We start from the raw sequence: 13,259 nt of genomic DNA, 5'->3' as shown, positions 1-13,259 counted from the left end.
GATTTTAAACTCCTAATGCTCCCAACCCTAAGGCTCCAAAAATTGCTGCTCGGTGCTGCAAGTTCTGAGTGCGATCAAGCAAAATATTTTTTCCTCGATAAAACACGCAAAGCTGCCCATCGAAATACCAAGCATTGTAGTCACTGACCTGATCGTTGTGCCTAGGCATTTCATAGGGTATGCCTTTGGACACCACTACGCCAGCTAATAATCCATATTGATCAAAAATCTCAATCACATTAGGAAAATAGTCGATGGGTAATGAGGGTAGATCCGATAAGTTATTTGTTGCCCTATCTAAATCCTCTACAGGATTTATTTTATAGTTAGAAAACATGGCTTCCTCCAATTACACAATTTTCAAGTTATCAGATGGCAACCTGTAACCTGTAACCTACAACCTGCAACCTGCAACCTGCAACCTGTAACCTGCAACCTGTAACCTGTAACCTTTAATCTGTAACCTGTAACCTCTAACAAAGCAATTCATTAAAAACTTCCTTCGAGTAGGTCTGGTGAGACATCTTGATCAGATAGACGTGGAGGCCAATGAGAAGTTGCCGTGGATGAGCTAGATCCAGAGTTTGGTATTAGTGCTGGGGTAGGAGAAAAGGATGCTGGTGCTTGTCTAGCGCCATCTGTTGGCAATGGAAATAATTGGTCTACTAATGCCATTCTCTCCTTAAGTTGACGCACCCTTTGCTGATTAGAAACTCGGTGAGATGCTCTCTTGACTTTAATTAAATGGTCTCGAATACTCTCCCATAAATTTTCTGACCACTCCTGCTCTTTAAGATCAGACTCAGGAATTTGAATTTGTTCTAACAAAGGCACATAGCTTTCTTTGGCTCTTTGATAAGCGGGATTGATGATGACTGCTTTACCAGTAGGTAATTTAATAAACTGAGCGGGCTCTAAAAGTGGTCGCTTGTTCTTTTGATCGGATTTAGAGTGAGAACTGCCCCCTGTACCACTACTCTTGGATTTGGATTTGAAATGAATTTGAAACTCTCCTAATAGGTCAGAGAAGGTTTTAGCGGAGTCTGGATCTTGGGGATTAAAGATGAACTTTGTAGCTGTACCTCCTAGAATAGCTCTGGTTAGCTCTTTGCCATACCTATTTTCTAATTGTCCTAAGTTTTGATAGCCTAGAATACCACAAAACCCATCTTCTCGGTTTTCATTTAACCAGTTGACTAGCTGGGGTAAGTACAAACTTGGTAGCTCATCTAGGGAAACAACTAGAGGGTCTGTTCGAGGTTTAATTCGGGAGACATTCCGGTTAATAACCATATGGAGGATTGTTGCTAATAGTGGTCCGACAATATCCCGGTTATTTCGATCTAACCCAAAGACGATGAGTTGTTTTCCTTCTAAATCTAAAGGTAAGGTGGTTTTTCCACAAAATGCTCCCATAAAGTCTTTTTTCAAGAATTTTTGGAAGGTTCGCTGAGCAATTCCGATAATCCCGGCTACGGTTTTTTCACTTTCTTTGATACTAATGATTTGGGATAGGGGGCGAGTTGTCCAGACATTTAATTTCTCCTGGGAAGCAAATTCCAATCGGCTGACTAGGTCAGGCAAACTTAAAATTGCCTGTGCTGTCATTATATCACAATATCGCTGATTTTCGACTAAGGTACCAACTGCCTTGGTTAACAAAAATATTCCTTCGACTAAACTATCCCCGGCATCTTCAAAGAACTTATCCCCACTGGCTTTTCCGCCAGTTAAATCTGTATTTCGGTTAATGACTTGGGCGATTTGACCGGCTGCGATCGCATCTTCTTCATCTTTGAGTAAATCCAAGGGATTACAGACATCTGACTCAGGAAAACCAGGGGCAAAAATATGTACCTTATAGCCTCTTTTTAAAGCATAACCCACGGCCCGTTTTGCTTGCGCTGGATATTTGAAGTCATATATAATTGTGGGGAATCCTTGGTCAAGGGATGAACGAATTAGAGGGTCACAGACTGAAAAGGATTTGCCTGAACCACTGGCTCCAATGGCGGCAATCCCGCGTTGGGCATCGGGAAGATATAAGGACTCGGCAGCAGGCTTAAACCAATTGAAAGCTTCAGGTTTCCGTTGCTTTTTCAATTTCCCCTGCTTGATCCATTCTTGCTCTTGACGCTTCTGAATGTCTTCGGGAGTGCCGACGTAGAGAGCAACGGAGTTTCTGGAAAGATTAGCCATCTGTTCCTGAGCTTTTTTACGAGCAGCTTTTTTCTCCTTTTTACCTCCCCAATAGCCTGTCGCTAATTGACCTTTCTTGCCATCCGGGATTATCGCTAGCAAACCCAAAGCTAGCAAACAGCTGGTGATGGTGATTCCCTGATTAGTTTGGGAAAAATCTATAAGATTTTCTTTGGTAAGTTGCTGATAAATTAATCCCGGAGGTAGACTAATAACGTGATTTGTATTCTGGTTCATTTTTCTTTGAAAATCGAAAATTGAAGACAACTATAGCGGTTTTCAATTGGGTGAGGTACAGAGTCCTGGGTTTTAGGGAACAGGGAATAGGGAATAGCGATGCAGCGCGGTCTTGGGGGTCTCCCCCATGAGCGACTGCATCAAGACGGGAATAGGGAATAGGGAATAGCGATGCAGCGCGGTCTTGGGGGTCTCCCCCATGAGCGACTGCATCAAGACGGGAATAGGGTAAAATCTTGTATACCTCACCCAATTAATAAATGCTATATCGTATTTTCAGGCTAGTTTTGCGTAAGTCCTATAAGCTGCTGATCTGCATTTAAATTGGTTATTGCCTGTTCCCTGTTCCCTGTTCCCTGTTCCCTGTTCCCTGTTCCCTGTTCCCTGTTCCCTGTTCCCTGTTCCCTGTTCCCTTTGAGGAATTTAGGTATACCAATCTAAATGCTGAACAGCTTAACAATTAACAATTTTCAAATTAATGACTAAAGTAAGCCTAAAAAGATCGGGTCTTGCTCCTGGTAGGACAGAAATGGTACAGGACCGATGAAATAGGGTGTACACCCTAAATCCACAAACATGTTACGGACACAATAGCGGAAAAATAAGGCTGTACCAGCAGAGCCTTCTGTTTCTGATGTATCCCAAACTACTACCTTAAAGGCATCCCCAAAGGGGTGTCTACCAGTGGGTTCCATCCCATCATTTATTTGTCCTAAAAAACCGGAACCTCCTTCAACTTCTTGATATTTACCACTAATCCACTGCTTACCTTTGATACTTGGCTGACCAGCTAATTCGATATGAGCGCATTCACTTTCACAGGGAACTTTAAATCCTTCTTGATCACTACCGGAAATGGTATTATTGCGTTGAGATTCAGCTATGCCAAAGGCGATATCTAAAATACCAATGGCGCTCCCTTGTGCTTGAATCGGATTGGGAAATTGCGAAAATGGTACTTGGGATAAACCAGGAACTTTAGCGATATTGGTATTCTGCCAATCCTTAAATGCAGCGAGGGGAGCAACATCAATACCAGGTAGGGAATCTAAGCCATAAACCGATAGGTCAAGGGTGTCAAAGGAAAGGTCTCTGAGGTGGGGTGAGAATGCTAAAAAGTCTCCTAAGGTTTCTGTTGGGTCAAAGCTACTGGCCAAATTGATGGATAGTAAACCAAAGACTGGTTGCAGCTGTTCTATAGTATATCTTTCTAAATCAGGGATAGCGTCTACTAAGCTACCTAAGGTTTGGGAGCTCATTAACCCAAAATCTGCTAAGGACAAATTTCCTAAGTCGAATCCGGTTAGGGACATAATGTTATTCAAGCTAAAATTTTGTAGCTCAAATATCTGCTGAAAGTCTCCTAATTTCATATATTGGTCTGGTGTTTGACCAGCTAACCATGTCCTTGATGGGTCATAACCTACGGCTTGAATCACGTCTGAAGACGCTTGAAAAGAACCCCCTTGAGAAATACCGGGAAAACTTCCGAAGGTGACTTGATTCCAATTTGGTAGTTTTGTCCCCTCCCAAGCTGTGGTTGGGACATAGTCTTGCAGAGGATCACTTGCAGCATTTAATGCTAGCTTGGGTTTTACATTTGGTTTTACGTGTGGTTTTACTTGTGCTTCTACCTTGGGTTTAATTTTCGTTTCTTTTACTGGTAGTTTACTGTTTTGAACAGGAGTAAGAGTTGCGACCGCTGTTGGCATTCTTAATCCAGAGGCAATAAGAATACCAGAAAGTACAAAGCAAAGACCTAAGCCAGTGACGAACCAATAGAGTAGAATAAATGCTTTTCGCCGATGGTTATCCTTTTGCCACCAAGGTTTCTTTTTATTTGATTTTATCTGATGCTTACTGCTCATTCTTTTTCTCCTGGATTACGACTTCTTTAGTTAGGACTTCAATGGTGTCTTTCTGTTCATTCATTTGTGAAATGGCTGTTGGAACAGTTGGACGACGACCCATTTTTTGCAATTTATCGGCCAATTCCAAAGAAATACCGGCTTGAGTGGCGGCATTTGAAATAGTCTGACCGTCTTTGAGAAAAACGACGAAATTATCTAACTTTCTATGGAGTTGTGAACCCTTGACTAACAGTCCTTGTAAGGTTGCTCGAAAGATCCCCCGCTCTATGGAATCGACGACTATAAAATCTACGGAAGGAGTAGGTTTATTAAATTCAATGACTACTTCGCTAGGTCGGTCAGCTGGAGTCACTTTAAATAGATAAATCTGCCTACCATTAATAGAACGAGTAACTACTGTCAAAAGTGTGCTATTTGTCTTTGGGATACCAGGAATATCAAGTTCTTCAATGCGGCGCAAATGAATTACAGTTGCTTGATTATACTCACAGTTTTTTTTAGCAACTAAGTTATCTAAGCAACCATCGACATCAACAGCAACAAATGAGGGATTATCAATCCAGAGCTTTTCAATCACTTCCCCAGTAGAAATGAAACTGATATTTACTCCATATCCTGGAGCCAATGCTACTGGAATTGGGTTATTTTGAGGCACTGAAGATTGCCCAGAAGAGGTTAGACTTACCCGTTTCACTCCTATAGCTGAATTACCAGGATCTGCCCAAGCTGGCTTAGCTATAAAAAGAGATAAAGCAAATAGTAAAAAAATTTGAGTTTTGGCTGGTTTAATTTTTAACTCTTGACCTAATTGAATTTGCAAGGCTGAAAAAAAATTAGTCATGGCTAGTTACAAGCTCCTTAAATTCAAAATTGAAACGTTAAAATTTATAGCATTTTTTAATTAGGTGAGGTACATATTTCTGGGAGGGGTTAGGGGTGGGTTTCTCTTTCCTGTTCCCTGTTCCCTGTTCCCTGTTCCCTGTTCCCTGTTCCCTGTTCCCTGTTCCCTGTTTCCTGTTCCCTGTTCCATAAAACCAGGAAAGATGTACCTCACTACATTGAAAAAATGAGACTACAACTCAAAGGGTGTGTTGACAAAAATTTGTACTGAACTCCCGGCACCCATATACCATAATTTGGGCAAATTTTGTAGTCGGCGTGTTGCTGAAGCATTACGCTCTACAATGTCTTGAGCAAGAGGTTTAAACCCTCCCTCAAGCACTGCTCCCCATAGGTTGCGGTCTCGACTAGTGAAGGTGCTAGACTGGCTTGAGCCAAAACCACTGGAGGTGATAATTTGACTCCGTTCAGGTTGATTGAGTACTTCTCCTACTTTGGCAGCAGAACCAAACAAGAAGGCGATCATGTCATTTCTGGCGATATCATCAGAACCCCGATCCCAGACATTCGCCACCATGGGATTACCCTTATCTCCTCTGAGACTAATTACTCCTGGGGGTAACTGATATTCTTGGTCATCGATGATTAATGCGATCGCATCACTATTCACTAGTCCACTATCATCAACCATGTTACAGAGAAAGACAATTTTGCTACCAGCTTTGAGCAAAACTTGGTTATCTTCATCCACTAGAGGCTCACTCAGACGCACCACAAATCGTTGATCCAAATTTGGTTGTTGAGAATTTCGAGATAGGTTCGACTTTGTCCAAACAATTGGTGTGATTAATTCTCCAGCTGCTTCTTGACCAAAGGAAAATAGCTTCCGTCTGATGGCTCTACCAGCTAAAATACTGGCTTCTTCTGAGATAGCAACTTGATCAGCAAAAATAACGGGAGATCCATTGAGGGGTTGGGGAGGATTGGGAGAGTTGGAAACTCTCTGTACAGCTGGAATTGAGTATGTATTAGCAATAGTAGAGCGTCCCCTGATCCCATTGTTTCGTTGGGCTACTGGTTGTGTTTGTGGGCTTGGTTCCATCATCGCTACATTTTGCTCTGGCGCTTCTGGAGTATTGCCAGAACTCAAACCATAACTTCCTAGTTGGCTCAAAGCCAGCCATTGCTCCATCGGATCTATCTTTGCTGCTGGGGCTGGAGGAGGTGGAGGAGGTGTTGGTGCTTTTGCCACAGGGGGTGGTGTTGGTGCTGTCCGCACTGGTGCTGTGCGCACTGGACGGGGTGGCGGAGCTTGACGAATTACTACTGGTTGCTGCACTGGACGGGGTGGCGGAGCTTGACGAATTACCACCGGTCGGCGCACTGGACGGGGTGCTGGACGGGTTGATGCTCTTACCACAGGAGGGGGTGGTGCTGAACGCACTGCTGGCCTAGGACGAGGTGGTGGAGGTGTTTTCGGTGATGGGGATGGGGGTTCTTCTGACTTGGCCAGCTCTATGGTTGTTTTTGGTCTTTTTTTCTCTTGAATGGCTTGGATCTGTTTTTGTTGCTTGGCTAGGGCTAATTCAGTCTTCAGTCGTCCGATTTCAGAATCGGTCGCGTTTTCCGATTCCTTCTCAACACTGGTGGGAATTGGAGTAACTTTTTCGACCAATTTCTTCTTAGAAGACAAGGAGGTCATCCCTGTAAAAACTAATCCAGCGACTACAGCAATTGACCCAGTTACTGCACCAACGGAAGCGCCTTTTGCCCAACCGGATTTTGCGAATTCCTGTTGGGTAACATTTAAGTCTGGATCTAAATCAGCGGTACCATTAGTCGATGCTATTACCCCCTGAGTGCTAGGATTTTGTTCTTGGTCATAACTAGTATCAAATTGTAGCAACTCAGCTAATGATTCTTCTGTCCATGTCGGGGCGGTATTCTCTGCACCATTGTTCTGCTGAATCAGAGTTTTTTTACTCATTTTTTCTTCAGATTTATGTTCGAGACTTTGGACATCAAAGTCTTTGAGATCTGATAGCTTCATAATTTCTCCCAGTTGCTGTAGTTATTCCAGTTGCTGTAGTCATTAGTCCCACAACACGGATGTGTTAACACAGACGGATGCACGGATTAGTGGACTCTTGGACTCAGGACTATTCGACTTATGATTCAGGTTTATTTCGAGTCTAAATCTTTGATACTGACCACCTCCAAACCTTTCTCTCTCGCCTTAGCAATAATCGGAGGTAGACTATCGTCTGCCATACCTGGTGAATACTTAGGAGGTTCCACTGCCCGTACATGAACCTGTTTGTTGAAGGGAATATAGGTGGGCAAATTATTGGTAGTATCTAGAACGGTTAATGTGCCAACCAAATCGAGTGTCCACTCCCCTTCTTTTATTTTAATAGGTTCTCTGACAAATTGGGGGACAAAAGCAAATTGTGTTTTGCCCTTAAATACGTTGGATGGCGTTAAGTCTACTAACTTTAGGAGAAACGGATCACGAAAATCATCGGCTAAGGCAAAGCTAGCTTTCCAGGCTTGAGTAGATATTTTACCTCGACGCCTACCTTTGCCATGAATTTCTACTCCTGGATCAGAGTCTAAGTTAGAAAAGGGAACGCCATCTTTTCCAGGTAATCGACCTGTCCAAGTAAACAGGTCACTCATGGTTTTAATTGTAAATGCTTTAATTACTTCTGGTGTCCGTTCTTTATTCCCAATGGTTTTTACCGCAGTGGTTTCACCAGTATTCAATTGCACCAAAGAAGGAGCTGGCTTATTAGCTAGCCTTGCTTGAGCGCCATACAACAGGGCTAGGAAAAACAGAATTAAGGTATTGTAAGCAAAGTTGCTGATTAAGATAATCCCCAGACTATCCGTTACATTGAAACTGGATAACCAAGTACTCTTCTTACCTCTTTGGAGAAATTTTAGCTTATTCTGAGGAGAACTAGTCGTGCTGTCCATTTATTTTAAGCCTCCTAATACAAAAGCACTGAAGGAGTTTAAGCTATTAAAAATAGCTAGACCTCCTCCAGCGGCTAATACTAACGCTAGGATGGGGGCAATTAATCCAGCTACAAAAGCAAAAACTAATGGGTTATAACTCTCAGCATTAACAATTAATGTGGCGACTAAACCAACAATAATGTTGTAGCATATTTTCACTAAACCGATGGAGAAAAAGCTAATTAACCAAGCGTAAATTGCCTTAGCTCCCACAGGTAATAATGTGGCACCTACCGCTAATGGACCTAATAGTCCAGTTAGCAACATGGAAACTTCTGCTACCCACTGAAATGCCATACCAATCGACATTAACCAACCCGTTACTGCGGTTTGTAACGCAAAGCCGACTCGTTCAGTAACATTCAGAGGATTCAGCAATGAACCAACTTTATCGAACCATTGTTCAGATGTCGGTAACGTTTTAGAAAAGTCCCGTGCTTGTTGCTCTGCATTTGTTAAACAATCCACCTGTTGTTGAACATCGACGATAGAATCACATTGAGAAACCAAGGAATCAATAACTGCCTTTGCTCCAATATTTTCTGTCACAATTTGGTAGGATTCTTGCAAAGAAATTCTGGCAGATGTGTTTTGCAGTAGTGAATTAGACGTATTGTTGATTACACTTCTGAGTCCTTGGGTGCCATTGGCTAACATTGCTCCATCATTGGCTAACAAAACCGCGACTAATAAGGGCCAGATGATCTCAGACCACATAATTGGCTCATCGTATTCTATTAAAGCTTTTGCCCATTGAGTCATGAATAGAACTAAGCTTCCCACGGCAAAAAACACCCCCAGTGTAGCGATCACAGCATACAACCCACCTCCGAGGACTTCACTCCAGAGCTCATTCATGGCTTCTGCGATCGCAATTTGTCCGGTACGACCATTCTGGATAATTTGAGAGGCTCCATTACTAAATTGAGCGATTAAGTTGGGGGTGACTATCATTTAATGATTACCTCTTTACGTGATTAGTGATGGGATCAGCAAAGTTGAAACATTGGGGAGAGTGGGTAGATGGAGAATTCGCAGAGATCGGCAGACGGAGGAAATCCGGAATATAAGGACGAACAGACATGGCGATCGCTACACATGGTGATAAACAAAGAAGGTAGGAATAGGGACAAGCAGGTAAGCTAGACCAAGGAGACATAAGAGAAATAGTTGTGAGTGAGGAGTGTTATAGCGCTACGCGCAATGGCATTGGCAAGAGGCAAGAGGCAAAAGTTCACTAAAAGAGCGTTTGCTGCTTGTATCAATGTCAAACACCTTAATGCGTAGTCCTATAAGTGCTAAGTGCGTGAGTTCAGAATTGATAATAATTGAAGAATTATGCATCCAGATAACTGTTGACGGTCAACGGTTAACGATTAACAATTAACGATCAACAGCTACCTGTAGGGTGGGCAAGGTTTTGCCCACCCTACCCATGGATTCTGTGCGTAAGTCCTGTAACTAAAACAAGCCACTTAAGGAGGTAATTCTCAAAGTTTCCATACCAGCGCCCAGTTTTTGGTATTGATCTGCCTGAGTTTGTCCATCCAAAGCACGAGAGATATTGCTTTGGAGCATGTTAGAAATTTCTTGTCGTTGCGCTTCCTCAACGGTAGCGGCTTGCAAGGAGCCGAGTATGGCGGCTTGACGAGCATTCTGAAGAGCAACTTCTTTGATCACATTCTGAGTAACTGTCTGATTTTGAGCTGTTTGAGCTGATTGCTCTACCTGTGAAACAGTATCCTGCATTTGCTTTAGCTCCTGGATTGACTGCTGCTGTCCTTCTTGACTAAGAACACGAGAGGCTGATGCTCTAGCCACTTGCCTTTCTACTTCATTAGCAAGTTTCTCTCCTTCATAAATTGGGTAATCGCTTTTTTGGAGACTTTCCTCAATTGACGCTCTGACGTCTTCCACATCCGGGATACCTAAAACTCCCATGGAATCTTCCAATGCTGATTTCAAATCGTTGTCTATGGTTTCTGGTAGATTGGTAAATTCATCGAAGAAATTTGTAAAGTAAGACTTAACCTTCTGAAATTCCTCAACAAACGAGTCAACAAAACTATCCACAATTCCACCAGAAGCATAGGCTGGTTTAGGAACTGTTGTAATTAGGGTACTAATAATTAACAACTGTAGCCAAGTTTTGGTGATATTTTTAGCCATGATTGAACTCCTTGATTGAATAGTTACGAAAAAAGCCTAAAGACTGAGAACTGAAAGCTAAACGATAAAAGCGTATCCCTGACTCACCTAGATCATCTTCTATTTTGAAGGCTTAATTTTGAAGTCTAACTTCTGCTCTGGGATCGGGTAACTTTGAAGTCACGACTTGGACTTCTGAATTACGCATTTCGGCCATTTTTTTACTAGCATAATGCATAGCCATAATTTTATCCTTGGGATGTAAGCGCATTGCTGTCTGACGAATTGCTGATTCTTCAGGATTATTAGCAACAGCTGTTAACAGTGCTGAACCGGGATAAAATCGACAGTAGGTGTAAATGCCATTGTCATCGAGTAACCATTGAGAATACATTCCTTCTTGTTTAGGGAAAAATCCTTCTGTGGCATTTTTGTTAATAATCTCTGAAGGATATTTCAAAATATTGACAAAGCTATCAACTGCTGTTGGTTGAATTCTCCCTACTAAGCGAGTTGTTATATTCTGAAAAATTTTCGCTGCACTGGGAGACTTGGAAATTGTATCTGGATCTTGAGCCGATAAAATTACCCGAATTCCGGCTTTGGCTCCATTAGCACACAATCTGCCAATTAATTCAGCAATGGAATTATACTGGAACAGAATGGGACTTTCATCGATGAAAAATATACTCACCGGCGAGGCTAAAGAACGTCTTAAGGCTGCTGAGTAAATCCCTAAGGAGAGTAGTGCAGCATCTTCGTCACTACTAATATTCCGTAAGGCAAAGACTAATAACTGAGCATCACTTCTAAAGGTAGAAGGACGACTAATTGCTTGTCCTACTCGGCTATTGATCCAATACCTCAGTCGCAATTTGACTTGATCTAAGGCTTGAAGGATATCCCCAGATACAGAGGTAACCCGCAATCTTTCTAAGGAACAAAAATCAATAAAATCTGCCAGGGTAGGCATTAATTGCCATTCTTGAGAGTCTAAGCCATTGATATTTGCTGCTACATAACGGTCATGGATTTGATCATCATCAAAAAAGGCTTTGATTGCTAAGCTTAACATGGCTCTGATGTTATCCGTATAAGTCCGGTCATGAAACGTCATGGAGCCAAGAACCATTAGCATTAGTGCTTCAACTAAGAATTCTTTGTATTCTGTAAGTCTCTCTTGTTGTAGTTTAGCATCTAATCCCTTTAAATTGGGCAATTCGAAAAGATTAACTGCCTCTCGACCAATATCAAAATAAGCTCCTTTATCCCCGAGAAAAGCGGTGTAGTCACTAAAGGTAGAACTGCCATCGGGTTTTGGATAATCCATAGCTGAGATGGGGATACCATGAGCCAAGGCTTGGGTAATAATTCCTGATGCTAAAACAGATTTTCCACTGCGGGTGGTTCCGAAAATACCTAGGTTTTTATGCTGTTTGAATAAGTCAATAAAAACTGGCGTACCCCCTTCAGCAGAGATTAATTCAAATCCTGTTCTATCCACTGTCCGGGTTTTGACTACTGGCATTAACCCTGGTGCAATATGGCTTAAATAGGTATGCGATCGCTTAAACGGACGCATTAATAGTCTGCTCCAGGAAATTGGTAAGGTTTCTAGCCATATTTTCCAAGGATATTCGGTCTCCCTTACCATCCAAGCTGGTGGAGGAAAATAAGATTTTAACGTATAACACGCCTGATCTAACTCTTGTGGAGAATCGCGATGGACTAAGAAAACAACCGAGACATTAAATGGCACAGCTCCTTCATATATAGCAGCCTGAGCCTCGACATTTTTCTGAATATTTAATTGGGCTTTAACATTAATCGTATTTTTCTCTTCTGCATATTTTGAGGAGACATTTGCCTGTTTCGTCAGCGAATGCATTTTGCTGGTTACTGTTTTAATATTCGCTTTGGAAATCTCACAAAAACAATCGGTGTCATAGACTTCATCTTTTGCCATGACTTGCCAGAGATAGCGCATTTGGGATTCTTTATTCCTCCACCCCTCAGGCTTGTCTAAAAAGAGCATGACTGCCGTATACTGGTCTTTGAGATTAATCCAACGTCGATCAGCAAATGGAATAGCGGTATAGTCTTCCATTAACAGAGAAACCGGGTGGATTTCTGAGTAAACCTCCTCGGTAACTCCAGCTTCAGTTAAGGAAAGCAACTGGGGAACTGAACGAGGTGGTGTATTATTAAATCGCTGCCACACATAATTCCAACACTCTTGAGCAGAAAGAGGGCGAATCGATAGACCCATTTGATTGCTCAACAGCCTTTCCCAAAATTGATAGCCATTATTAAAGGCAATCTCTATCACTCTCTCGATCTGCTGTTTTTCATACTCATCCAGCTTGCCAATGAATCCGTTCCACCACTTGGTAGCTGTCATCAAAAATTCTTCGATTTTATCAGATGCTCCCTCTCGACCTGATTCTACGGTATAGGTAGCAAATAAATACAAGGTCTTTGGCTTTCTAATTCCCCCTTTGGTCAAGTCTTGAATTCGCTTCTTTTCTCCCATAATCAGGTACTTTAACTCGTTAGAGTCTGTCTCCTTGATTAGCTGACTCAACGTGTTTTGTCTATCAGTGTCATCAGTGAAAGAGGTTAGGTGAATCGTGAGAGTTTCCTGCTCTGGGAAATCTTTTAACCCAGCTTCGATGGCATCAAAAACCGGATCAATTAACTCCTGACGTAAGGTGGTGTGTATGCCTCGACATTCAAAACCAAACACAAATTTATAGGAAGCTTCTCCTTTTCTGAGAATGTATCCCCCAACATCAGACCCATCAATTCTGACTTCTAGGAAACTAGCTAATTTACAGTCATCCTCGAACGGCTTTAAGGTTTTCTTTTTACCATTTCCTACATCAACCCGCTTCTTTCCCATCTTTTGTTTAGCTTGATCGTGAGCTTGAGTTGTTGTCATAC

11 protein-coding genes are annotated in these 13,259 nt (G+C 42.2%); 1 reads left to right on the top strand and 10 read right to left on the bottom strand.

Annotated features, from left to right (window positions below; all coding sequences use genetic code 11):
• Positions 1 to 4 precede the first annotated feature (4 nt).
• The 5 genes from BJP34_RS04845 to BJP34_RS04830 form a co-directional block, all read right to left on the bottom strand.
• Positions 5 to 337 carry a hypothetical protein gene (locus BJP34_RS04845; protein WP_009149093.1) on the bottom strand — a complete coding sequence of 111 codons (333 nt, stop codon included), beginning with the start codon at positions 335 to 337 and terminating at the stop codon, positions 5 to 7.
• Positions 338 to 489: 152 nt separating this feature from the next.
• Positions 490 to 2,436: a type IV secretory system conjugative DNA transfer family protein gene (locus BJP34_RS04840; protein WP_070391374.1), complete on the bottom strand. Its 1,947-nt coding sequence runs from the start codon at positions 2,434 to 2,436 to the stop codon at positions 490 to 492.
• A complete protein-coding gene (locus BJP34_RS47030; RefSeq protein ID WP_229424246.1) occupies positions 2,408 to 2,689 on the bottom strand; it encodes a hypothetical protein in 282 nt (93 codons plus the stop codon). Before BJP34_RS47030 ends, BJP34_RS04840 begins: the two co-directional genes overlap by 29 nt.
• Before the next feature lie 229 nt (positions 2,690 to 2,918).
• Positions 2,919 to 4,304 (bottom strand): hypothetical protein, encoded by a 1,386-nt coding sequence (locus BJP34_RS04835; RefSeq protein ID WP_070391373.1) that lies wholly within the window; start codon positions 4,302 to 4,304, stop codon positions 2,919 to 2,921.
• Positions 4,294 to 5,148: a hypothetical protein gene (locus BJP34_RS04830; protein WP_070391372.1), complete on the bottom strand. Its 855-nt coding sequence runs from the start codon at positions 5,146 to 5,148 to the stop codon at positions 4,294 to 4,296. Before BJP34_RS04830 ends, BJP34_RS04835 begins: the two co-directional genes overlap by 11 nt.
• A gap of 64 nt (positions 5,149 to 5,212) precedes the next feature.
• Here BJP34_RS04830 and BJP34_RS45410 point away from each other — a divergent pair, with 64 nt between their 5' ends.
• Positions 5,213 to 5,377, top strand: a complete 165-nt coding sequence (locus BJP34_RS45410; RefSeq protein ID WP_168166461.1) for a hypothetical protein — start codon at positions 5,213 to 5,215, stop codon at positions 5,375 to 5,377.
• Between the two features lie 2 nt (positions 5,378 to 5,379).
• On the opposite strand, the gene BJP34_RS04825 is transcribed toward BJP34_RS45410, so the two are convergent.
• From BJP34_RS04825 to BJP34_RS04805, 5 genes are all read right to left on the bottom strand, one after another.
• Positions 5,380 to 7,197 carry a hypothetical protein gene (locus BJP34_RS04825; RefSeq protein ID WP_070391371.1) on the bottom strand — a complete coding sequence of 606 codons (1,818 nt, stop codon included), beginning with the start codon at positions 7,195 to 7,197 and terminating at the stop codon, positions 5,380 to 5,382.
• A 131-nt stretch (positions 7,198 to 7,328) separates the two neighbouring features.
• Entirely contained in the window at positions 7,329 to 8,126 is a 798-nt protein-coding gene (locus tag BJP34_RS04820; protein WP_070391370.1) for a hypothetical protein, read from the bottom strand.
• Positions 8,127 to 9,122: a hypothetical protein gene (locus tag BJP34_RS04815; RefSeq protein WP_070391369.1), complete on the bottom strand. Its 996-nt coding sequence runs from the start codon at positions 9,120 to 9,122 to the stop codon at positions 8,127 to 8,129.
• 507 nt (positions 9,123 to 9,629) lie between these two features.
• Positions 9,630 to 10,337: a hypothetical protein gene (locus BJP34_RS04810; protein WP_070391368.1), complete on the bottom strand. Its 708-nt coding sequence runs from the start codon at positions 10,335 to 10,337 to the stop codon at positions 9,630 to 9,632.
• Between the two features lie 112 nt (positions 10,338 to 10,449).
• On the bottom strand, positions 10,450 to 13,257 hold the full coding sequence (locus BJP34_RS04805) for a hypothetical protein (RefSeq protein ID WP_070391367.1): 2,808 nt from the start codon (positions 13,255 to 13,257) through the stop codon (positions 10,450 to 10,452).
• Positions 13,258 to 13,259 lie beyond the last annotated feature (2 nt).

Source organism: Moorena producens PAL-8-15-08-1, assembly GCF_001767235.1.
GTDB classification, from domain to species: Bacteria; Cyanobacteriota; Cyanobacteriia; order Cyanobacteriales; family Coleofasciculaceae; genus Moorena; species Moorena producens_A.
The sequence above is the reverse complement of the archived record's forward strand: the minus strand, read 5'-3'. Positions and strand labels throughout refer to the sequence as shown.